Below are 21,472 nucleotides of genomic sequence, written 5' to 3'. Positions count from 1 at the left end.
CGACGAGCCCGTGCGGTCCGGCGGCGACCTCGAGTCGCTCGTCGGGCAGTGGCTCACCGTCCCCGACATCGCCGAGCGCCTCGGCGTGCCGCTGTCGCGGGTGCGCCAGCTGCTCGCCGACCGCGAGCTGCTCGGCGTCCGCATCGGCGAGCGCCGGGTGATGGCGGTGCCCGAGAAGTTCCTCGACGAGACCGGCCCCCGTCCCGAGCTGCGCGGCACCTTCACCGTGCTCGCCGACGGCGGCTACGACGACGAGGAGATCATCACCTGGCTCTTCACGCCCGACGCGACCCTGCCCGTCGAGGGCGCTCCCATCGACGCGATGCGGGCCGGGCACAAGACGGAGATCCGCCGCCGCGCGCAGGAGCTCGCCCTCTGAGAGACCGGTCGTGAGAGACCGGTCGTGAGCGACCGGCCCGGTGCGTCGGGTCAGGCGTGCCGGGCCGTGGAGACGGCGATGAGGGCCTCGAGCACGTCGAGCGCCGCCCCGTCGTAGTCGCCCGTGTCACGCGCCCGGCGCACGGCCGCCTGGGCCTCGCCGGCCAGGGTCTCGATGAGGCTCTCGACGCGGTCGACGGCGCCGGTCGCGACGAGCACGCGCCGGATCTCCTCGACGCCCGCGAGGTCGAGGTCGTCGCGGCCGAGCAGGCGCTCGACGACCTCGCGGTCGGCGTCGGTCGCGGCGTCGAGCGCGTGCGCGACGAGCACGGTGCGCTTGCCCTCGCGCAGGTCGTCGCCGGCCGGCTTGCCGGTCGCCTCGGGGTCGCCGAAGACGCCGAGCAGGTCGTCGCGCAGCTGGAACGCCTCGCCGAGGGCCAGGCCGTAGTCGGACAGCGGGGCCAGCGACCGGTCGGGAGCCCCGCCGACGAGGGCGCCGATGAGGAGGGGGTGCTCGATGGTGTACTTCGCGCTCTTGAAGCGGATGACGGTGCGGGCCGAGGCGACCCGGGCCTCGAGGTCGAGCCCCTCCCAGCCCCGGGCCGACTCGAGCAGGTCGAGGAACTGGCCGCCCATGAGCTGGGTGCGCATCGTGTCGAAGAGGCGGCGGCCGCGGGCCAGCTCGTCGGCGGGCAGCCCGCAGGTGGCATACATCTCGTCGCACCACGTCAGGCACAGGTCGCCGGCGAGGATCGCGGTGCCCTCGCCGAAGCGGTCGGCGTCGCCCAGCCAGCCACGCCGGGCGTGCAGCGCGGCGACGGCCCGGTGCGCGGACGGCATACCTCGTCGGGTGTCGCTGCGGTCCATGACGTCGTCGTGCAGCAGCGCGGCGCCCTGGAAGAGCTCCATGCTGGCGGCGAGCCGCACCAGCGCGTCCGAGTCGGCGCCTCCGGCGGCGCGGTAGCCCCAGTAGAGGAATCCGGCGCGCAGGCCCTTGCCACCGCCCAGCAGGCCGGACACGGCCGCGACGAGCGGCGCGGTCTCGTCGCCGATGGCGGCCAGCGACTGCGACGCCCCCGCGATCTGCCCGTCGATCGCCTGCTGCACCCGACGGCGCAGCACGTCGAGGTCGGTGGGGGTCTGCACGGGGTCCTCCATCGAGTCGCGGGAATCGTGGTCAGCCTACGCGGCGACGGTGACGGCCCGTGCACAGCCCGTGAACAGCGCACGCGTCCGGCGACCTCGCGTCCTAGGGTGTGCGGCATGGCACACGGCACGGCGTCCTCGATGGCTCGGGCGGAGCGGTTCACCCGGTCCATCCCGGCGCTGATCGCCGCCGACACCCCGACGTTCAGCTTCGAGTTCTTCCCGCCGAAGGACGACGCGGCGGGGGCCCAGCTGTGGGACGCCATCCGCCGCCTCGAGAAGGTGTCGCCGAGCTTCGTGTCCATCACGTACGGCGCCGGCGGGGGCACGCGCGACCGCACCGTGCGCCTGACCCAGCGGGTGCTCGAGGAGACGTCGCTGACGCCGATGGCGCACCTGACCTGCGTCGGCCACTCGGTCACCGAGCTGCGCGGCATCGTCGGGTCGTACGCCGCTGCCGGCGTGCGCAACATCCTGGCCCTGCGTGGCGACCCCCAGGGCGGCCTCGGCGAGCCCTGGGTCGCCCACCCGGAGGGTCTGGACCACGCGGACGAGCTCGTGCGGCTCGTCCGCGGGCTCGGCGACTTCACCGTCGGTGTCGCGGCGTTCCCCGACGGTCACCCCGAGTCGGGCGACGTCGCCGAGGACGCCGAGACGCTCGTGCGCAAGGAGCGCGCCGGCGCGGAGTTCGCCATCACGCAGATGGTCTTCGACGTCGACCACTACCTGCGCCTGCGCGACGAGCTCACCCGGCGCGGCTCGGCGCTGCCCGTGGTGCCGGCCATCATGCCCATCACCAACGCGCGCCAGGTGGTGCGCATGGCCCAGCTCGCCGGCCAGCCCATGCCCTCGGCGGTGACCGACCGGCTCGAGCGCCACGGCGACGACGCGGACGGGGTGCGGGCCGAGGGCATGGCCATCGCGAGCGAGGCGTCGCGGCGGCTCCTCGACGAGGGAGCCCCCGGCATCCACTTCATCACGATGAACCGCTCGTCGGCCGCCCTCGAGGTCTTCCACAACCTCTGACCGGGCGGCCGGACGCCCGGTGCCCGGGTGCTGGCGCTCAGGTGGTGGCGCTCAGGTGGTGGCGCTGCCCGACGAGGTCGCCGTGCCCGTGGGTGAGGTGGGTGAGGTGGGTGACTCGCCCTGCGGACCTCCCTGCCCGTGCGGGCCGTCGCCGTCGTGGTCGCCCCTCCCGCCGGGGCCACCCGGACCACCGGGGCCACCCTCCTGCACGGCGGTCACGGTGAACGACGCGTCGACCTGCACCGTCACGTGCGTCCCGTCGGCCCGCACCAGGTGGGCCTCGTAGACGCCGTCGGAGTCGGTCTCGACCCGCTCGACGGTCGCGGTCGGCTCCTTGGCCCTGGCGGCCGCGGTCACCTTGGCGGCCGTGTCGCCGGTCAGCAGCTTCTCGTCCGAGCGCATCGGCTGGCTGGGGTCGGCGCCGCCGGAGGCCTCGGGGCTGCGCTGGCCGCCGGGACCCCCGCCGAGGCCCTCGCCGAGCTGCGCGTAGCGGCCCGTCGACGCCGGGCCCGTGCTGGCGCTCTCGTCGGCGCTGGCGAGGGCGGCCCCGCCGAGCGCGAGCGCCGACGCGGCCACGATGCCGGCCCCGGCCAGCGTGATGGTCTTCTTCTTCATGGGTTTCCGCTCCTTCGGTGGACTGGCCTCGTGCCAGTGGTCCCACCGTCGGACGGCGCGCTGTGTGGCCACCCGCCGCGGCGTCGCACCCGGCTGTGAGAACGCGTCCTTCCTGTGGGCGGGCGCTCAGGCGTCCTGGTCGAAGGGGCGTTCCTCGGGGCGGGCAGCCGGCGGTCGGGGGGTGTCCGCGGGTTCCCGCTCAGGTATGCCGGTGTGCTGGCGGGCGCGTCTCCCGCGCCGGTCGGGCCGTCCGCGCGGGCCGCCCGGCCCGCCCGGCCCGTCCCGCCCGGTGCCCGGGGTGCTGATGCCGACGCGCTCACCCCAGGCGTCGTAGCGCTGCTTGTACCGCCGGAGGCGTCGGGTGAGGGTGACGACGAGGTACGCCCCGAGCAGCAGGAGCACCAGGGCGATCCCGGCCGCCCACCACGGGTGGGCGAGGGCGAGAGCCGTCACCCCGGTGACGGTCACGTCCTCCGTCGTGCTGACGAGGACGTTGCTCGCCGGTTCGGGGGAGGTGTTGACCACGGCGCGCAGGCCGGCCTTGATGCCGTGGGAGATGAGCGCCGTCACCCCACCGGTCGCGGCGCCGACAGCCGCGTCGAGGCTCGCCGTCTCGTGGCCGATGAGGTAGCCGATCGTCGCGCCGACCGCCGGGCGCACCACGGTGTGCACGGAGTCCCAGACCGAGTCGACGTAGGGGATCTTGTCGGCGAGCATCTCGATGACGAAGAGGACGGCGGTGCCGACGAGCACGTCGGTGCGCGCGAGGGCGTCGGGGACCTGGCCCAGGCCCCAGATCCGGTCGGCGAGGCCGAGGACGAGCACGACGGCGTACGCGTTGATGCCACTGCCCCACCCCGTGGTGAAGGCCAGGGGGACGAGCTCGGCGCCCATGCCGCTCCTTCGGGTCCGGTGCCGGTGCGGTGCGCCGGCGACGTGACGGCTGCTCGGGCCGGCGGCTCGAGCAGGTCGTCGCTGCCGACGGTGTCGCATGACCCGGCATCGCGCAACGGGGGCGCCCTGCGGGACGCCGGTCGCGGGAGCTGCGGGGGTTCGAGGTGGGCATGACGACGGGCCCGATCCGTGGGCGGACAGGACCCCTGAGCCTCTCCGTTCGCGGACCGGACCCGCGTGTGCGCCACTCTTCCGGGAGCGCGGCCGGCAGGCCTGAGCACGGGTACTCAGGTCGGCGTCGGGGAGGTCGGGCACGGGCTTGCGACGGGCTTCCTGCGGGCTTCCGACAGGCGTCCGGCGGAGGCCCGACGGTCGTCTTGACACGGTGTCGGCGGCAGGGGTTACTGTTGTCGTATCGAACAGGTGTTCGAGAAATTCAGTCCAGTCGTCGGTTGGTGTCGGCCGCTCGTGTGGGGCGCGAGCGTGTCGGGTCGTGATGTCGGCCTCGACGTGTCCGAGGGAGACGTGTCGCGGTGCGTAGGTTCAGGGATTCCGTGCAGGTGAGGCTGCGGGAGCAGCAGCAGGAGCACGAGCAGGAGCAGCAGCGGTCCTGGGAGCACTCTCAGGAGCACTCTCAGGAGCGGTCCCGGGAGCAGCTCCGGGAGCAGGAACGGTCAGCAGTCGGGGCCGGCCGGTCCGGGGGTGGGGACCGGTCCGCCCGGTCCGCCCGGTGGCGCGGCGCGAACGCGCAGTCCGTCGCGAGCGGGCGGGCGATGCCGAGCGGTGGACCGCTCCGGAGCCTCGACGGGGGAAGCGGCGGCGGTGTCGCCGGGAGCCGGCTCGACGAGGAGTCCGGCACCGCTGAGCCGGCCCCCGAGGCCTTCATCTGGCGTGGACGTCTCTACGTCGTGCGCGGGGTGCTCGCCCAGTGGCGCGAGCGGCGGGCGTGGTGGCACGACGCGCTCGAGGCGGAGGAGGCGCAGGTGCAGCCGGGGCAGACGCTCGCCGCCGCGGCGCGCGAGCAGCACGTCTGGCGGGTCGAGGCGAGCCCGGGGTGGTCGTTCGCCCCCGGGGTCTACGACCTCGCCCACGACGAGTCCGCCCGGGCCGACGACCGCTGGTCGCTCGTCCGCGTCGCCGACTGACCGGAACGCTCCGGAGCTCACCTGCTGCCCCCTGCCCCCGGGCCTCAGACCCTGGGGCTTCAGGTCCTCGGGCTTCAGGCCCAGGCCCTCGAAAACCTCAGATCCCGGTCCGGACCCCGGTCCGGACCTGCCGAACCCAGAGAGGAGACCGTCGTGACTGCTGGCCACCTGCGCCGCCCGCCGATCTCGGTCGCCGTGATCGACCTGCTCGAGCGAGCCCGCACCACGTTGGAGTGCGCCTGCCGCACGAGCGATGCCTCGGAGCGCCACCGCGACGCCCACCTCGGAGCGCTGCGCGCGGCCGCGGCCCTCGTCGCCGCCCGCACCGTCCCGACCCCGCGCTCGCGGCCGCGCAGCGTGTGGCAGGTGCTGCCCGGCGTCGCGCCCGAGCTGGGGGAGTGGGCCGGCTTCTTCGCGGCCTGCTCGGCCCAGCGGTCGGTCATCGACCGTGGCGGACACCTCAGCATCCGCGAGGCCGACGACCTGCTGCGCCAGGCCGAGATGTTCCTCGAGATCGTCCAGGACCTGCTCGGGATCCCGCAGACGGTCCCGCTGCCGCAGTCGATCACCCCGGTCTCGGTCAGCTCCGGGACGAGGAGCCGGGCGACCGGGTGACGAGCAGCATGACGACCCCCCACCCCGTCCCCTCGTCCCCACACCCGGACCCACGCCCACACCCAGACCCACACCCGGACCCGGACCCGGCACGGCGCCTGCACCGGCCGGCGCCCGGCCGCTCGGGGGAGAGCTTCGTGCACCTGCACGTCGCCTCCGGCTACTCGATGCGCTACGGCACGGCCAAGCCGCACGACCTCGTCGAGCGCGCGGCCGCCTTCGGGCAGCCGGCGCTCGCCCTCACCGACCGCGACGGGCTCTACGGCGCCGTGAAGTTCGTCCGCGCCTGCATGGAGCACGGCGTCGCACCCGTCCTCGGCGTCGACCTCGCGCTCGGTCCGGAGCCGGCGGAGGTCCGTCGGGCACCGTCCGTGCGCACCCCCGTGCGCGGCGGTGCGCTCGTCGACCCGCGGCTGCCCCGGGTCACCGTGCTCGCACGCGGGGCCGGCGGTGGGCTGCAGCCCGGTGAGGGGTGGGCCGCCCTCTGCCGGCTCGTCACGGCCACGCACCTGCGGGGGGAGCGGGGCAACCCGGTCACCACCGCGTCCCTGCTCGCCGAGCACGCCGGTGCGAGGCCCCGCCCGGACGCGGCCGGGGCTGAACCGGGCCGCGGCGCGTCGCCCGCCGCCGACGCCGCCGACGCCCGGCTCGTCGTGCTCCTCGGCCCGGACTCCGACGTCGGCCGCGCCGTGCTCGCCAAGCGGCGCGACCGCGCCCGGGCAGCCCTCGAGCGCTGGGTCGCCCTGCTGCCGCGCGGCGCGGTCGCCGTCGAGGTCGTCTGCCACGGTGGGCCGGAGCACCTGCCCGGCAGCCTCGGGCAGGCCGGCCGGATGCTCGCGCTCGCCCGCGAGGTCGGCGTGCCGAGCGTCATCACCGCCGCGGTGCGGCACGCCGACCCGCAGGATGCCGCGATCGTCGACGTGCTCGACGCGGCCCGGCGCCTCGTCGCGCTCGACGAGCGGCACCTCGACCGGGTCACCACGGCCGGCCACCTCTCGCCGACCCCGGTCATGCACGCGCTCGCGCTCGACGTCGTCCAGGTCTCGGGCCCCGGGCTCGCCGGCGGCGGTGCGAGGGCGCGCGAGCAGGCCCGCGCCCTCGTCGCGCGCACGACGGCCCTCGCCACCGAGTGCATCCAGGACCCGCGGGCCGACCTCGGCATCGGCTCGGTGCACCTGCCCGAGCCCGGCGTTCTCGGCATCCGGGCCGGCACCAACCCGCACCACGTCCTCGCCCGCCGGTGCCGCGAGTCGATCCCGGGTCGCTACCCCGGACGGTCCGAGCCCGAGCTCCGGGCCGTCAGCGACCGGCTCGAGGACGAGCTCGGCGTCATCGGCGGGCTCGGCTACGCGACGTACTTCCTCACCGTCGCGCAGGTCTGCGACCTCATCCGTGAGATGGGGGTCCGGGTCGCGGCGCGCGGCTCCGGTGCCGGCTCGCTCGTCAACTACCTGCTCGGCATCTCCGGCGTCGACCCGATGCGCCACGGCCTGCTCATGGAGCGCTTCTGCTCCCCGCTCCGCGCCGAGCTGCCCGACATCGACATCGACGTCGAGTCGGCCCGCCGCACCGAGATCTACGAGCGCATCCTCGACCACTTCGGCGGCGAGCGGGTCACCTGCGTCTCGATGATGGACACCTACCGGGTGCGCCACGCGATCCGTGACGCCGGCGCCGCGCTCGGACTGCCCCCGCCCGAGGTCGACGCCATGGCCAAGGCCTTCCCGCACATCGCCGCGCGCAACGTGCGCCACGCCCTCGCCGAGCTGCCCGAGCTGCGCGCCAGCGGCCTCGACGTGCCCCGCCTCCAGCTGATGTTCGACATCGTCGAACGGCTCGACGGGCTGCCCCGGCACGTCGCGCTGCACCCGTGCGGGGTCGTGCTCTCCGACTCCGTGCTGCTCGACCGCACCCCGGTCGAGGCGAGCTGGCTGGGCTTCCCGATGAGCCAGTTCGACAAGGACGACGTCGAGGAGATGGGCCTGCTCAAGCTCGACGTGCTCGGCATCCGGATGCAGTCGGCGATGGCGCACGCCGTCGCCGAGGTGGCCCGGGTCGACGACACCGGCATCGACCTCGACGACGAGGCGCAGGTGCCCTTCGACGACGAGGAGACCTTCGAGCTCGTCCGCTCGACGCGGACGCTCGGCTGCTTCCAGATCGAGAGCCCCGGCCAGCGCGAGCTCATCGGCAAGTTCGGCCCCCGCAGCTTCGACGACCTCATCATCGACATCTCGCTCTTCCGGCCCGGGCCGGTCAAGAGCGACATGATCATCCCGTTCCTCAACGCCCGGCAGGGGTGGAAGGACCCCTCCTACCTGCACCCGACGCTCGTCCCCGCGCTCGAGGAGACCGAGGGCGTCGTCGTCTTCCACGAGCAGGTGCTCATGATCGTCGCGGAGACGACCGGGGTGACGCTCGCCCAGGCCGACGAGGTGCGCCGCACCCTCGGCACGCCGGCCGGCCAGGCGCAGATCGCGCAGTGGTGGCGCCCGGCCGCGCTGGCCCGCGGCTACGCCCCCGAGGTGGCCGACAAGATCTGGGAGGTGCTCAAGGCGTTCGCCTCGTTCGGCTTCTGCAAGGCGCACGCGGCGGCGTTCGCGCTGCCGACCTACCAGTCGGCGTGGCTCAAGACGCACCACCCGGCCGCCTTCCTCGCCGGCGTGCTGACCCACGACCCCGGCATGTACCCCAAGCGGCTCATCCTCGACGACGCCCGCAGCTTCGGCATCACGGTGCTCGGGCTCGACGTCAACGTCTCCACCGGCACCTACCGCTTCGAGCGCACCGAGGACGGCGGCGAGGCGATCCGGCTCTCGCTCGCCGACGTGCACGGCATCAGCGAGGCGGAGGTCGCGCAGATCGTGGCCGGCCAGCCCTACTCGAGCCTCTCCGACTTCTGGCAGCGCGCGCACGTCTCCCGGCCTGTCGCGGAGAAGCTCGTGCTCGCGGGGGGCTTCGACGCCCTGCACGACATCGACCTCGGCGGCCCGTCCCGCCTCGACGAGGGCAGCTCGGGCGTCGTGGGGCGGGCCCGCCACGGGCTCGGCCGGCGCGGGCGGATCACCCGCCGCGACCTGCTGCTCCACGTCGCCGAGCTCGACCGGTGGTCGTCGTCGCAGCGGCGCTCGACCCGTCGGGTCTCCGCAGCGGGCCGGGCGTCCCGGCGGGTGACGTCCGTCTCGGCGACCGGCGACATCCGGGCGCTCGCGGCGGCGCAGTCCCAGGCGTCGGCCGGGGCTCCTGCGCACGTCGCGACCCAGCTGACGCTCGACCTCGGCGACACACCACGCCTGTCGGCGACGAGCGGGCTGCCCGAGATGACCGGTCCCGAGCGGGTGCGGGCCGAGCTCGAGGTGCTCGGCCTCGACGCGAGCGGCCACGTCGTCGACTTCTACGGTCCGCTGCTCGACGCGCTCGGCGTCACCCGCGGCCGCGACCTCCTCTCCGGCCGCAGCGGCCGCGAGGTCTGGGTCGCGGGCGTCAAGGTCGCCACCCAGACCCCGCCGATCCGCACCGGGCGCCGCGTCGTCTTCCTCACCCTCGACGACGCCACCGGGCCCGTCGACCTCACCTTCTTCGAGGACGTCCAGGGTCCGTATGCCGCCACCGTCTTCCACTCGTGGCTGCTGCTCTGCCGCGGGTTCGTCCGGCGCACCGGTCCGCGGGGGATCTCGATCCGCGCCACCGGCGCGTGGGAGCTCTCCGGGCTGCAGGACGCGTGGACCGCCGGCGGCATCTCGGCGGTCCGCGACGCGCTCGACGCCGCGGACCGGTCGGCCTGGGAGCGGGCCGCGGCGCTCGCCGGTCCCGACGGGTCCCCGCGGGGCGTGGGGGAGGGCCCCGACGGTCGCCGGGTGCTCGTGCACGCGTCGGGGTTCAAGCAGTCCCCGTACGCCGACATCAAGCCGGCGGGCGACGACGTCAGAGGGGGCCGGGCCACCGGGTCGCTCGTGCCGTCCGACACCGCGGGCGGGCCGCCACGCAAGCTGTGGCACGCGAGCCCGGGAAGCTCGGGGCACTAGGGTGAAGACGATCCTGAACCGCTCGTGCCGCCCCGGCCACCCGATGACGCGGGGCCGGTCGGCACCGGCAGCGCAGCGGCCCCGACCCCGGGTCCGGCCCTGCCCCACGGCAACCCCACGGAGGACCCTGTGCCCGACGAGCACCGCCCCCAGCGACGTGGAGGCGTCCGCCCGACGGCGGTCGTCTCGGCCGTGGCACGCCTCGCCGACGAGCGCTCCGCGCACCTCGGCCGACCGCTCGAGGTGCTCGACCTCGGCGGTGGCACCGGCGGGGTGGCCGTCCCGCTCGCCGAGGCCGGGCACCACGTCACCGTCGTCGACCCCAGCCCCGACGCCCTCGCGGCGCTCGCCCGGCGGGTGCGCGAGGCCGGCATCGTCGACCGGGTCACCGCGGTGCAGGGCGACGGCGACTCGCTCGACGTGCTGCTCGCCGGCCGCCGGGTCGACCTCGCCTGCTGCCACGGCACCCTCGAGTTCGTCGACGACCCCGCGGCGACCCTGCGGGCCGTCGCGCAGGCGCTGGGCGACGACGGCGTGCTCTCGCTGCTCGTCGCCGGTCGCCTCTCCGTCGTCTTCGCCAAGGCCGTCGCGGGCGAGTTCGCCCAGGCCCGGGCCGCCCTCGTCGACCCGTCCGGGCGCTGGGGGAGCACCGACCCGCTCCCGCGCCGCTTCGACGTCGACCAGCTCGAGGCGCTGCTCTCCGACGCCGGCTTCCACGACGTCGTCGTGCGCGGCACCAACATCCTCGGCCACCTCGTGCCCGCCCAGCTCGTCGACACCGAGGCCGACCGGGCCGCCCTCGCCGAGCTCGACGAGCTGCTCGTCGCCGGGCCGGGGCGCGAGTTCCTCCGGACGCTCGGCAATGCCCTGCACGTCACCGCACGCCGCGGCTGACGGCGGCGCGCCCCGTCGCCCCGCCCGCTGCCGGGGGGTGACCCGGTGAGCCGCCGCCAGTTCACGGCGCCGACGCGCGGCAGCTCCGAGCCGCCGGACGACACGGGCTGCACCGTGCTGCACGTCGACATGGACGCCTTCTACGCCTCCGCCTCGCTCATCTCGCGACCCGAGCTGCGGGGTCGTCCCGTCATCATCGGTGGGGCGAGCGGGCGCTCCGTCGTGCTCTCGGCCACCTACGAGGCGCGCGCCTTCGGCGTCACCTCGGCGATGCCGATGGCCCGCGCGCAGCGGCTCTGCCCCCAGGCCGTCATCATCGAGCCGGACCACCGCCGGTACGCCGCCATCTCCGAGGCCGTCATGGCCACCTTCGCGACGATCACCGACAGCGTCGAACCGCTCTCGCTCGACGAGGCGTTCCTCGACGTGGCCGGCGCCGTGCGCCGTCTTGGCCGCCCGACGCAGATCGCCGAGCAGCTGCGCGACACCATCGCCGACGAGCAGGGCATCACCTGCTCGGTCGGGGTGGCCTCGACGAAGTTCGTCGCGAAGCTCGCCTCCAACCTCGCCAAGCCCGACGGCCTCATCGTCGTGCCCCGCGACGAGGTCGTCTCCTTCCTCCACCAGCTCCCCGTCGGGGCGATCTGGGGGGTCGGCGACAAGACCGAGGAGCACCTGCACCGACTCGGCCTGCGCACCGTGGCCGACCTCGCGCACACGCCCGTCGAGACCCTCCAGCGGGCCCTCGGCGACGTGTCGGGCCGCAGCCTGCACGACCTCGCGTGGGGCCGCGACCCGCGCTCGGTCGTCCCCGAGCGGCGGGAGAAGTCGATCGGGGCCGACGAGACCTTCGCGCACGACATCGACGACCCCGTGCGCATCCACCGCGAGCTGCTCCGCCTCGCGGACCGCACGGCCGCGCGGGCCCGGTCCGCGGGGATGACGGGACGCACCGTCTCGATCAAGGTGCGCTTCGCCGACTTCACGACGATCACGCGTGCCAAGACGCTGCGCCACCACACCGACGTCTCGCGGGACATCTTCGCGACGGCGCGCGAGCTCTACGACCGGCTCGGCCTCCAGCGCGCCCGGATCCGGCTCGTCGGCGTGCGTCTCGAGGGGCTCGTCCCGTCGTCGGTCGCGCCCATCCAGGCCACCCTCGACGAGCCGGAGCACGGGTGGCGGGAGGCCGATCGGGCGGTCGACCGGGCGAGCGCGCGCTTCGGCGCGGGGTCGGTGCGGCCAGCATCACTCATGCCCGACCGACCCTCGGGTTCCCAACGGGAGCGGCGCGACTTATCCTGAGGGAAAGAAGTCCGCGTCGGCCGTTTCCGACATACGATTCGGGCACAGTCGATTTCGCACCAGGGAGGTGCCGGGTGGCACTTTCGGAACACGAGGAAGCCCTCCTTCAGCAGATGGAGGAGGCTCTCTACGCCGAAGACCCACGCTTTGCCTCGCGCATCGAGAAGACGAAGTCGCGAGGGCTGGGCCGAGGTCGTGTTCTGGCCGGCATCGTGGCCGGCGTCGCCGGTCTGGCGCTCGTCGTCGTCTCGGCGATGAGCAGCTACATCTGGCTCGGTGCGGTCGGCTTCGCCGTCATGGTGGCCGGGATCGTCTACGCGATCACGCCGTCCAAGACGAAGCTGGCGGCCGTCGGCACCGACGGGCAGCCCAAGCCGCGCGCCGGCGGCAAGGCCAAGGCGAACGCCTCCCGTCAGGGTGGCAGCTTCATGGAGCGCCTCGAGGAACGCTGGGAGAAGCGCCGCCGCGACCAGTGGTGAAGACGCCGCCGGTGACCAAGCCGCTGCTGTCCACCTGCTGGTGACCACTCGTCGGCGTCCGGTCGGTGACCGGCCGTTGAGGCGTGTCCAGGGTTGCCGGTGATCAGGGCCTCGTCGCATAGACCGCGACGGCCCACGTCGCGATGACGGCGAACGCCGTCGCGAGCTCGATGCCGACGTTGAGGGCGACCGCACGGATCGCCGCCACGGTGGCGCGTCAGGCGCCGGCGTGCTCCCGGCGTCGCACCCGCTCGATGGCGTAGACCGCGAGCACGAAGCCGAGCGGTGCACCGACGCCCGGCACGACGAAGAAGCCGACGACCGCGACCGCGAGGGCGACCGCCACGACGGCGCCTCGCACGCCGGCGGTCTTCATCCCGCGCCCGGGCACCGTGTACTGCGTCACGAGGCCCACGGCATACCAGAGCGTGGCGAGGCCGAGGACGAGCCAACCCGGCCCGTCCTGACGTCCGAGCGCCCACACGAGCGTCGAACCCCAGACCAGCAGGAGTCCCGGGAGCACCGGGACGACGATGCCGACGGTCCCCACGAGCATCGCGAGCAGGACGAGGACGTTCGTCGCGGTGATCATGGGTGCGCCGTCGGCGGCGTGCGGGTCTGGATGGGGTCAGGAAGGGCCGGGTCGGAGGTCGCCTGCAGTGCTCAGCGTTCGTCGACGGGCGAGGAGCCCGGGATCTCGTTGAGTCGGTCCGTCTCGTCGCGGATGTCGAGAGCCTTGTCCTTCAGCGCCGGGAGGTGCTCCCGTCCGTGGTGCGCGCAGAAGAGCAGCTCTCCGCCGGAAACGAGGCGGGCGCGGATGTAGGCCTGAGCCCCACATCGGTCGCAGCGGTCAGCAGCAGTCAGTTCGGGTGCCAGTGCTGTCGTCATGTCTTCGCCTCTTTCCTCCCTCGGGGGTCTCCCGTCAGGGAAACCCTGCCATGTGCCTGCGACACTCGATGGTCCATCGGGTGGACCGGGTGTGCGTCGCGGACGTTGCAACAGTCAATCACGTGGAATCCTTCCCGATCGGCAGGCTCGGTCGGTGAGACACCCCACGGCTCGACATCGTTATGTGTCGGTGATTCGGCGCCGCCGCCCGATACGGATGCCATACCCGGTCTGCATACCTCATCCGCGTGCCCCCGGGCGGGGCCGCGAGCCTCCCGGGGGCCGTCACCGCCGGTGGTTAGGCTGCCTCTGCCAGCACGCACCCGTGGCGAACCGCTGGCCGCTTCCCGACCGAAAGAGACCGACACACCGTGGCCCCCGCCTCCCGACCCGCCCCCTCCGGCACCGGCGACTACACCGCGCGACACCTCCAGGTCCTCGAGGGCCTCGAGGCGGTGCGCAAGCGCCCGGGCATGTACATCGGCTCGACCGACCAGCGCGGTCTCATGCACTGCCTCTGGGAGATCATCGACAACGCGGTCGACGAGGCCCTCGCGGGCGTGTGCACGGGCATCGAGGTCATCCTCGGCAGCGACGGCTCGATCGAGGTGCGCGACAACGGCCGCGGCATCCCCGTCGACGTCGAGCCGCGCACCGGCCTCTCCGGCGTCGAGGTCGTCTTCACCAAGCTGCACGCGGGCGGCAAGTTCGGCGGGGCGTCGTATGCCGCCACGGGTGGCCTCCACGGTGTCGGCGCGTCCGTCGTCAACGCCCTCTCGGCCCGCCTCGACGTCGAGGTCGACCGCGGCGGCAAGACGTACGGCATGAGCTTCCGCCGCGGCGAGCCGGGCACCTTCACCGACCGCTCGCCGGTGCACTCGCCCGAGGCGGAGTTCACCCCGTACGAGAAGAAGAGCGCCCTGCCGGTCGTCGGCAAGGCCAAGCGCGGCGTGACCGGCTCGCGGGTGCGCTTCTGGCCCGACCGCCAGATCTTCCTCAAGGACGCCGAGCTCGACTACGACGCGATCCTCGGGCGGGCGCGGCAGACCTCCTTCCTCGTGCCCGGCCTGCGCCTCGTCATCCGCGACGAGCGTCGCCTCAGGGGCACGCCCGGTGAGGAGGGCCCGATCGAGGAGGTCTTCCAGCACGACGGCGGCATCACCGACTTCGTCGAGTTCCTCGCGCCCGACACCCCCATCACCGACGTGTGGCGCCTCGAGGGCTCCGGCACCTTCACCGAGACGGTCCCCGTCCTCGACGTCAACGGCCACATGACCCCGACCGAGCTCGAGCGCGAGTGCGGCGTCGAGGTGGCGCTGCGCTGGGGCCAGGGCTACGACACCAGGCTCTCGTCGTTCGTCAACATCATCACGACGCCCAAGGGCGGCACCCACGTCACCGGTTTCGAGCAGTCGATCGTCAAGGTCTTCCGCAAGCAGATCGAGGTCAACGGGCGGCGGCTCAAGGTCGGCAACGACAAGCCCGAGAAGGACGACATCCTCGCCGGCATGACGGCCGTCGTCACGGTGCGCCTGGCCGAGCCGCAGTTCGAGGGGCAGACCAAGGAGGTGCTCGGCACCAATGCCGTGCGCGCCATCGTCGCCAAGGTCGTCGAGAAGGAGCTGACCGAGCGGCTCACGTCGCCCAAGCGCGGCGACAAGGCGCAGGCGGCGCTGCTGCTCGAGAAGGTCGTCTCAGAGATGAAGTCGCGCATCAGCGCGCGGCTGCACAAGGAGACGCAGCGGCGCAAGAACGCCCTCGAGAGCTCGACCCTGCCCTCGAAGCTGCGCGACTGCCGCACCACCGACGTCGAGCGCTCCGAGCTGTTCATCGTCGAGGGCGACTCGGCCATGGGCACCGCCAAGGAGGCCCGTAGCTCGGAGTTCCAGGCGCTGCTGCCGATCCGCGGCAAGATCCTCAACGTCCAGAAGGCCTCGGTCAGCGACATGCTGAAGAACGCCGAGTGCGCCTCGATCATCCAGGTCATCGGCGCCGGGTCGGGCCGCAGCTTCGACCTCTCGGCCGCGCGCTACGGCAAGGTCATCATCATGACCGACGCCGACGTCGACGGCGCCCACATCCGCACCCTGCTGCTGACGCTCTTCTTCCGCTACATGCGCCCGCTCGTCGACGCCGGGCGCGTCTACGCCGCGATGCCGCCGCTGCACCGGATCGAGGTCATCAACGCCGGGGCCAAGAAGAACGAGCTGATCTACACCTACAACGAGGTGGAGATGCGCCGCACCCTGACGCGCCTGGAGAAGTCGGGCAAGAAGGTGAAGCAGCCGATGCAGCGCTACAAGGGTCTCGGTGAGATGGATGCCGACCAGCTGGCCGACACGACGATGGACCCGCGCCACCGCACGCTGCGCAAGGTGACGATGCGTGACCTCGAGGCCGCCGAGCGGGTCTTCGAGCTGCTCATGGGCAACGAGGTCGCTCCCCGCAAGGACTTCATCATCGAGTCCGCCGCCGAGGTCGACCGGGAGCGCATCGACGCCTGACGGGGGCCGTCAGGGCCGGCGCCGCCGTGGGTGCGCCGGCCCGATCGGGTGGCCGCAGTGCTTACGATGTGCGTGCCGACGCTCCCGCGCGCCGGTACGCGTCGAGAAGGGGATCGATGGTGGGCAACGTCAACGCCGAGGAGTCGGCGACCGACGAGCAGCAGGCCGCGCAGCACGACCACGTGACCGCGTCCTTCGCGGTCGCCGTGCCCGGCACCACCGCGCCCGAGGAGCCGGAGCAGCTCGCCGGCGCCCCGGCCTCGCCGAACGACGACGTCGCCGTCGCGGGCATCGACAGCGTGCCCGAGCGCACGGTCCCCGCCCCGGCGCGCTACCTCACGCGCGACGAGCTGCGCTGGGCCGCTGAGAAGGTCGAGGCGATCTCCACGGCGTTCGCCTCGCGCGTCGTGGGGCAGGCGCGCCTGCAGGAGACCCTGCTCATCGCGCTCCTGACCGGCGGGCACGTGCTCCTCGAGAGCGTGCCCGGCCTGGCCAAGACGACGGCCGCCCAGACGATCGCGCAGGCCGTCGGCGGGCGCTTCCACCGGATCCAGTGCACCCCCGACCTGCTGCCGAGCGACATCGTCGGCACGCAGGTCTACAACCAGCACGCCGGCACGTTCGAGACCCAGCTCGGCCCGGTCCACGCCAACTTCGTGCTGCTCGACGAGATCAACCGGAGCAGCGCGAAGACGCAGTCGGCGATGCTCGAGGCGATGCAGGAGCGGCAGACCTCGATCGGCGACCGCAGCTACGCCCTGCCCGACCCGTTCCTCGTGCTCGCCACGCAGAACCCCATCGAGCAGGAGGGCACCTACCCGCTGCCCGAGGCGCAGATGGACCGCTTCATGCTCAAGGACGTGCTCGACTACCCGTCGCCGGCGGAGGAGGCCGAGGTGCTGCGCCGCATCGACTCCGGAGTCTTCGGCGCACCGGCCGAGCCGGTCGTCTCGACCGACGACGTCAAGCGGCTGCAGGGCCTCGTCTCCCGGGTCTACATCGACCCGGCCATCGTCAACTACATCGTCGGCATCGGCTACGTCACCCGTCACCCGCACGACTACGTCGAGCCACGGCTCGCCGGCTACGTCGAGTTCGGCGCGAGCCCCCGCGCGAGCATCGCCTTCACGAGTGCCGCGCGGGCCCGGGCCCTCGTTGACGGGCGCAACCACGTGGTGCCCGACGACGTCAAGGCGCTGACGCACCGCGTGCTGCGCCACCGCGTCACCCTCGGCTTCGAGGCGGCCGCCGACGAGGTGGCCGTCGAGAGCATCATCGACGCCATGGTCGCCGGGATCCGCACGCCCTGACGGGGCCGGGCGAGGACGTGACATGACGACGCTGCTGACGCGGGTGAAGAGCAAGCTCTTCGTCCACGCGCGTCGTCGCTCGCGCAGCCTCCTCGAGGGCGAGTACGCGTCGGTCTTCCACGGCCGCAGCCTCGACTACGACGACCTGCGCGACTACGTGCCGGGCGACGAGGTGCGCGACATCGACTGGCGGGCGACCGCGCGCCACCAGTCGCCCCTCGTCAAGCGCTACGTCGCGAGCCGCAAGCAGAACCTCATGCTCGTCGTCGACACCGGCCGCGGCATGGCGGCCTCGACCCGAAGCGGCGAGCCCAAGTCGGCCGTCGCGATCGCGGCCGCCGGCCTCGTCGGCTACCTCGCGCATCGTCACGGCGACCTCGTCGGCCTCGTCCGCGGGACCGCCACCTCGACGGTCGCGCACGAGCTGCGTGGCAGCGAGGCGCACCTCGAGCAGCTGCTCCGGGCCGTCGAGTCCGCCACCCGGGTCGACGGGGAGCAGAGCAACCTCGCGACGCAGCTGCGCTGGGTCGTGCGCACCGTCCGCCGCCGACTCGTCCTGCTCGTCGTCGCCGACGACAAGGACCTCGACCCCGAGCTCGACGACCTGCTCCGTCGCCTGCACGCCCAGCACGAGATCCTGTGGCTCACGGTGGAGGACGCCGACCCGACCTCGATCGGGGGCGAGCGCACGGCATACGACGTCGCGGACGCCTACACGCTGCCGACGCTCGTGCGCCTCGACCCGAAGGTGCGCCAGGCGTACGCCGCGACGGTGGAGGCCCGCGTGCGTCGCACGACCGAGCTGCTCGACCGGCGCGGCATCAACCACGGCCGGCTCGGCTCGTCCGACGAGGTCGTCACGACGGTCTTCGCCCTGCTCGAGAGGCAGCGCCGTGCGCGCCGCTGACGCCCCGCCGCCGGGCTTCTACGCCCCCGACCCGTATGCCGCCCACTGGCTGTGGGTGGGCATCGGCGCGGTCGCGCTCGTGGCCGCCTGGTACGCGTGGGTCTGGTGGTCGACGCGCGAGCGCCCGGTCGTGGTGCCGCCCCGCGTCACCCCCGACCGCCTGAGCCGGCTGCGCGCCGACTACACGCGCCAGATCGACCTCGTGCTCGACCGCGCGGCGTCCGGCGAGATCACGCAGCGTCGCGCGCACCAGCAGCTGAGCGTGCTCGTGCGCCACTTCGTGCAGGAGGTCTCGGGCATCCACGCCCCGACGATGACCCTGACCGAGCTCAACGCGTCGGGGTCCCGCCTGACGCCCGTCTCCGAGGTCGTGGGCGCGCTCTACCCGGGCGAGTTCGGTCCCCGTGAGACCGCGACCCTCGTGGGCGCCGGCACCGTGGCCAAGGCGGTGGTCGCGCGATGGAGCTGACCGGTCTCGACCTCAGGTGGCCCGGGCTGCTCGCCGTCGGCGCGCTCGTCGCCGTCGCGGTGGCGTATGCCGTGCACCGCGGGCTCGCGCGCCGGTCGGCCCGAGCGGCGGCGGCGGTCGCCAACAGCGACACCCTGACCGCCCTGCCGGAGTTTCGTCGGGCGCTGCGGCTGCACCGGATCCGCATGACCGTGCTCGCCGTCAGCGCCGTGCTGCTCGGCGGGGCCGCGCTCGTCGGCGCGGCCCGCCCGCTCGACACGACCGTCGAGAAGCCGCAGACGCGCAGCCGCGACATCATGCTGTGCCTCGACATCTCCGGGTCGATGGCCGCCTACGACGCCACGCTCGTCACGACCTTCAAGACCCTCGTCAAGAGCTTCGAGGGCGAGCGCATCGGCCTCGTCATCTTCAACAGCTCGGCCGCCACCGTCTTCCCGCTCACCGACGACTACGACTTCATCAACGACGAGCTCGACGACGCGTCCAAGGCCCTCGGCGGCGACCCCGAGTTCGAGTCGTTCTTCGCCGGCACCTTCAACGGCCGAGGCACCTCGCTCATCGGCGACGGGCTCGCGACGTGCGTGTCGAGCTTCGACAAGGTCGACCTCCAGCGGGCCCGGTCGGTCGTCTTCGCCACCGACAACCACGTCGCGGGCCGACCCGTCATCGAGCTCGACGAGGCGGGCGAGCTCGCCAAGGCCAAGGGGGTGCGCGTCTACGGGCTGAACCCCGAGGAGAGCGGCCCGGACGACGAGGCCGTCGAGATGCGCGAGGTCGTGACCGGCACCTCGGGTCGCTACTACCCGATGAGCGACCAGTCGGCCATCAGCGGCATCGTCGACTCCGTCCAGGCGCAGGAGGCCACCCTCATCGACGCGGCGTCGCGGGCCCTCTACACCGACGACCCCAAGGTGCCGATCGCGTTGGCGGGGGTCGGCCTCGTCGGGCTCATCGGCGCGAGCCGGAGGTGGGGGTCGTGAGCTTCCTGCCCGTGGCCCCGTGGCCGGTGCTGCTCGTGCTCGTCGTCGCGGCGCTCGCGGCCGTGTGGTGGAACCCGACGTCGCGCTCGGTGCCCGGCGAGTCGCGCAGCACGCACTGGCGCCTCACGGCGGTGGTGCTGCTCCTCGGCGTCGCCGCGGTGCGCCCGGCGGTGGCGGGGGAGCAGGTCGACACGACGGCCGCCAACCTCAACGTCTACTTCGTGGTCGACACGACGAGCAGCATCATCGCCGAGGACTACGGCGACGGGGCGCCGCGCGTCAGCGGCGTGGCGAGCGACATCGCCGCCATCGCGGAGGCCCTGCCCGGTGCCCGCTACTCCGTGCTCACCTTCGACCAGGCCGCCCGCGTGCGCCTGCCGCTGACGACCGACACGACCGCGCTCGACGCGGCCGTGGAGACGCTGCTGCCCGAGTCGTACGAGGCGTCGCGGGGCACGTCGGTGAGCGAGGCGAACGACCGGCTGAAGACGCTGCTCCAGCAGGCCGACGCGCGCACCCCCGAGCGGGGCCGCGTCGTCTACTACTTCGGCGACGGCGAGCAGACGGCCCCCGACGCGCCCGCGCCCTTCGACATCGACCGCTCGCTCGTCAACGGGGGAGCGGTGCTCGGCTACGGCACGGCCGGGGGCGGTCGGATGAAGGCGACCCGCTCGCGCTTCGACACGAGCAACGACTACATCAAGGACCCCGCGACGGGCGAGGACGCCCGGTCGGTCATCAGCGAGGACACCCTGCGTGACATCGGCACCCAGCTCGGGCTGCCCTACCTGCACCGCGAGTCCGGCGACCCGATCGCCCCGGCCGTCGCTGGCGTCGACCTCGACCGGTTCGGCACGAGCGAGCAGATCGAGAAGCAGAAGGTGCGCGGGCGGCGCGAGCTGTACTGGCCCCTCCTGCTCGGGGTCGCGGGCCTCGCGGCCTGGGAGGTCGGAGCCGGCGTCACCGCCCTGCTGCAGACCCGGCGACGGAAGGGGACGAGCCGGTGACCGTGCTCGACGACCGCCCGGCCCGATCGGGCGACGGCCACGAGCCGGACGCCGGAGCCGCTGCGGCCACCGGGGAGCGGTCGCCCCGCCGTGGGGCGTGGAGGCGTCGGACGCGGCGCCCGCTGCCGCCCCGGCTGCGCCGCCGACGCCGCCGGCTGCTCCTCGCGTCGGCGCCCGTCGTCGTGCTGCTCCTGCTCGCCGCCGTGCGCCTCGTCTCGCTCAACCTCGTCGCCGCCCAGGCCATCGACGGCTACGCGGCGGGCGACAAGCCGCGGACCCTCGCGTGGGGCGAGCGGCAGGGCTGGGTCAACGTCGTCGAGACGTTCCGCAGCCCCTTCGCCGTCGGTGACGCGCACGTGCTCTCCGGCCACTTCGAGCTCGCCCGCCCGTGGTTCGAGCAGGCCTTCGAGCAGGTGCCCAAGGGGGGACTCGACGACTGCAAGGTCCGCGTCAACCTCGGCCTCACCTACGAGGCGCTCGGCGACCAGGCCCTGGCCCGGGAGCGCACCGACGAGTGGAAGCAGTTCTACGACAAGGGGATCGCCATCACGAGCGAGCGCCCGCCCCTGTGCGAGGCCCCGGAGGGTGGCCAGACCGGTGAGCAGCTGAAGTCGGCGCAGCAGCGCATGGAGCAGAAGAGCTCGGGCGCGCAGCCCGACCAGCCCCCGCAGCCGCAGGAGCAGCAGGACCAGCCCGCTCCCGACCAGCCGACCCAGCCCACGCCGGCGCCCGGCAGGACCCCGAGCCAGGACGAGCAGGACTACCTCAAGGAGCAGCAGCGCCGCAACACGATCGAGCGCAACCAGCAGCAGGGCCAGGACGACGCCTCGCCGGGCGACGGCGGGCCGACCTACCCCAAGCCCTGGTGACCACCGGCGGGCACCA

Annotated in this window: 20 protein-coding genes; 15 read left to right on the top strand and 5 right to left on the bottom strand. The window is 73.6% G+C overall.

Going from position 1 to position 21,472, the window contains the following annotated elements:
- The first annotated feature begins 10 nt into the window (after nt 1–10).
- Nucleotides 11–379 (top strand): Rv2175c family DNA-binding protein, encoded by a 369-nt coding sequence (locus ABD979_RS12515; protein WP_345507914.1) that lies wholly within the window; start codon nt 11–13, stop codon nt 377–379.
- Between the two features lie 50 nt (nt 380–429).
- On the opposite strand, the gene ABD979_RS12510 is transcribed toward ABD979_RS12515, so the two are convergent.
- The gene (locus ABD979_RS12510) at nt 430–1,536 is read right to left on the bottom strand and encodes a polyprenyl synthetase family protein (protein WP_425583970.1); all 1,107 of its coding nucleotides are present in this window, start codon (nt 1,534–1,536) and stop codon (nt 430–432) included.
- A gap of 105 nt (nt 1,537–1,641) precedes the next feature.
- On the opposite strand from ABD979_RS12510, the gene ABD979_RS12505 reads away from it, so the two are divergent.
- Entirely contained in the window at nt 1,642–2,550 is a 909-nt protein-coding gene (locus ABD979_RS12505) for a methylenetetrahydrofolate reductase (protein WP_345507808.1), read from the top strand.
- 51 nt (nt 2,551–2,601) lie between these two features.
- Here the strand turns inward: ABD979_RS12505 and ABD979_RS12500 are convergent, their stop codons facing one another.
- Complete coding sequence (locus ABD979_RS12500; protein ID WP_345507807.1) at nt 2,602–3,165, bottom strand: hypothetical protein; 564 nt, start codon at nt 3,163–3,165, stop codon at nt 2,602–2,604.
- 126 nt (nt 3,166–3,291) lie between these two features.
- A complete protein-coding gene (locus ABD979_RS12495) occupies nt 3,292–4,059 on the bottom strand; it encodes a DUF4126 domain-containing protein (protein WP_345507806.1) in 768 nt (255 codons plus the stop codon).
- A 554-nt stretch (nt 4,060–4,613) separates the two neighbouring features.
- On the opposite strand from ABD979_RS12495, the gene ABD979_RS12490 reads away from it, so the two are divergent.
- From ABD979_RS12490 to ABD979_RS12465, 6 genes are all read left to right on the top strand, one after another.
- Nucleotides 4,614–5,204, top strand: a complete 591-nt coding sequence (locus tag ABD979_RS12490; RefSeq protein ID WP_345507805.1) for a DUF6504 family protein — start codon at nt 4,614–4,616, stop codon at nt 5,202–5,204.
- Between the two features lie 153 nt (nt 5,205–5,357).
- Nucleotides 5,358–5,819: an SAV_6107 family HEPN domain-containing protein gene (locus tag ABD979_RS12485; RefSeq protein WP_345507804.1), complete on the top strand. Its 462-nt coding sequence runs from the start codon at nt 5,358–5,360 to the stop codon at nt 5,817–5,819.
- Nucleotides 5,820–5,956: 137 nt separating this feature from the next.
- Complete coding sequence (locus ABD979_RS12480; protein WP_345507803.1) at nt 5,957–9,844, top strand: DNA polymerase III subunit alpha; 3,888 nt, start codon at nt 5,957–5,959, stop codon at nt 9,842–9,844.
- Nucleotides 9,845–9,973: 129 nt separating this feature from the next.
- Entirely contained in the window at nt 9,974–10,738 is a 765-nt protein-coding gene (locus ABD979_RS12475; RefSeq protein WP_345507802.1) for a class I SAM-dependent methyltransferase, read from the top strand.
- 45 nt (nt 10,739–10,783) lie between these two features.
- Nucleotides 10,784–12,043: a DNA polymerase IV gene (dinB, locus tag ABD979_RS12470; RefSeq protein WP_345507801.1), complete on the top strand. Its 1,260-nt coding sequence runs from the start codon at nt 10,784–10,786 to the stop codon at nt 12,041–12,043.
- 74 nt (nt 12,044–12,117) lie between these two features.
- Nucleotides 12,118–12,522, top strand: a complete 405-nt coding sequence (locus ABD979_RS12465; protein WP_345507800.1) for a DUF3040 domain-containing protein — start codon at nt 12,118–12,120, stop codon at nt 12,520–12,522.
- Nucleotides 12,523–12,739: 217 nt separating this feature from the next.
- Here the strand turns inward: ABD979_RS12465 and ABD979_RS12460 are convergent, their stop codons facing one another.
- Entirely contained in the window at nt 12,740–13,114 is a 375-nt protein-coding gene (locus tag ABD979_RS12460) for a DUF456 family protein (RefSeq protein ID WP_345507799.1), read from the bottom strand.
- A 71-nt stretch (nt 13,115–13,185) separates the two neighbouring features.
- Complete coding sequence (locus ABD979_RS12455; RefSeq protein ID WP_345507798.1) at nt 13,186–13,410, bottom strand: DUF7455 domain-containing protein; 225 nt, start codon at nt 13,408–13,410, stop codon at nt 13,186–13,188.
- Between the two features lie 371 nt (nt 13,411–13,781).
- Here ABD979_RS12455 and ABD979_RS12450 point away from each other — a divergent pair, with 371 nt between their 5' ends.
- From ABD979_RS12450 to ABD979_RS12420, 7 genes are all read left to right on the top strand, one after another.
- On the top strand, nt 13,782–15,914 hold the full coding sequence (locus ABD979_RS12450) for a DNA gyrase/topoisomerase IV subunit B (protein WP_345507797.1): 2,133 nt from the start codon (nt 13,782–13,784) through the stop codon (nt 15,912–15,914).
- Between the two features lie 116 nt (nt 15,915–16,030).
- The gene (locus tag ABD979_RS12445) at nt 16,031–17,224 is read left to right on the top strand and encodes an AAA family ATPase (RefSeq protein WP_345507796.1); all 1,194 of its coding nucleotides are present in this window, start codon (nt 16,031–16,033) and stop codon (nt 17,222–17,224) included.
- A gap of 22 nt (nt 17,225–17,246) precedes the next feature.
- On the top strand, nt 17,247–18,131 hold the full coding sequence (locus ABD979_RS12440) for a DUF58 domain-containing protein (RefSeq protein WP_345507795.1): 885 nt from the start codon (nt 17,247–17,249) through the stop codon (nt 18,129–18,131).
- Entirely contained in the window at nt 18,118–18,600 is a 483-nt protein-coding gene (locus tag ABD979_RS12435; protein ID WP_345507794.1) for a hypothetical protein, read from the top strand. Before ABD979_RS12440 ends, ABD979_RS12435 begins: the two co-directional genes overlap by 14 nt.
- Complete coding sequence (locus ABD979_RS12430; RefSeq protein WP_345507793.1) at nt 18,591–19,580, top strand: VWA domain-containing protein; 990 nt, start codon at nt 18,591–18,593, stop codon at nt 19,578–19,580. The genes ABD979_RS12435 and ABD979_RS12430 overlap by 10 nt, the downstream gene beginning before the upstream one ends.
- Nucleotides 19,577–20,587 (top strand): VWA domain-containing protein, encoded by a 1,011-nt coding sequence (locus ABD979_RS12425; protein ID WP_345507792.1) that lies wholly within the window; start codon nt 19,577–19,579, stop codon nt 20,585–20,587. Before ABD979_RS12430 ends, ABD979_RS12425 begins: the two co-directional genes overlap by 4 nt.
- Nucleotides 20,584–21,456 (top strand): tetratricopeptide repeat protein, encoded by an 873-nt coding sequence (locus ABD979_RS12420; protein ID WP_345507791.1) that lies wholly within the window; start codon nt 20,584–20,586, stop codon nt 21,454–21,456. Before ABD979_RS12425 ends, ABD979_RS12420 begins: the two co-directional genes overlap by 4 nt.
- Nucleotides 21,457–21,472: the final 16 nt, after the last annotated feature.

Source organism: Terrabacter aeriphilus (assembly GCF_039542985.1).
Taxonomy (GTDB): Bacteria; Actinomycetota; Actinomycetes; order Actinomycetales; family Dermatophilaceae; genus Terrabacter; species Terrabacter aeriphilus.
This window is presented reverse-complemented; position numbering and strand designations above follow the sequence as displayed.

Bases quoted from the DNA above. Each gene is read 5' to 3' on its own strand.
- ABD979_RS12430 (WP_345507793.1), top strand. From the start codon at position 18,591: ATGGAGCTGACCGGTCTCGACCTCAGGTGGCCCGGGCTGCTCGCCGTC.
- ABD979_RS12440 (WP_345507795.1), top strand. From the start codon at position 17,247: ATGACGACGCTGCTGACGCGGGTGAAGAGCAAGCTCTTCGTCCACGCG.
- ABD979_RS12460 (WP_345507799.1), bottom strand. From the start codon at position 13,114: ATGATCACCGCGACGAACGTCCTCGTCCTGCTCGCGATGCTCGTGGGG.
- ABD979_RS12445 (WP_345507796.1), top strand. From the start codon at position 16,031: ATGGTGGGCAACGTCAACGCCGAGGAGTCGGCGACCGACGAGCAGCAG.
- ABD979_RS12505 (WP_345507808.1), top strand. From the start codon at position 1,642: ATGGCACACGGCACGGCGTCCTCGATGGCTCGGGCGGAGCGGTTCACC.
- ABD979_RS12495 (WP_345507806.1), bottom strand. From the start codon at position 4,059: ATGGGCGCCGAGCTCGTCCCCCTGGCCTTCACCACGGGGTGGGGCAGT.
- ABD979_RS12510 (WP_425583970.1), bottom strand. From the start codon at position 1,536: ATGGAGGACCCCGTGCAGACCCCCACCGACCTCGACGTGCTGCGCCGT.
- ABD979_RS12500 (WP_345507807.1), bottom strand. From the start codon at position 3,165: ATGAAGAAGAAGACCATCACGCTGGCCGGGGCCGGCATCGTGGCCGCG.
- ABD979_RS12455 (WP_345507798.1), bottom strand. From the start codon at position 13,410: ATGACGACAGCACTGGCACCCGAACTGACTGCTGCTGACCGCTGCGAC.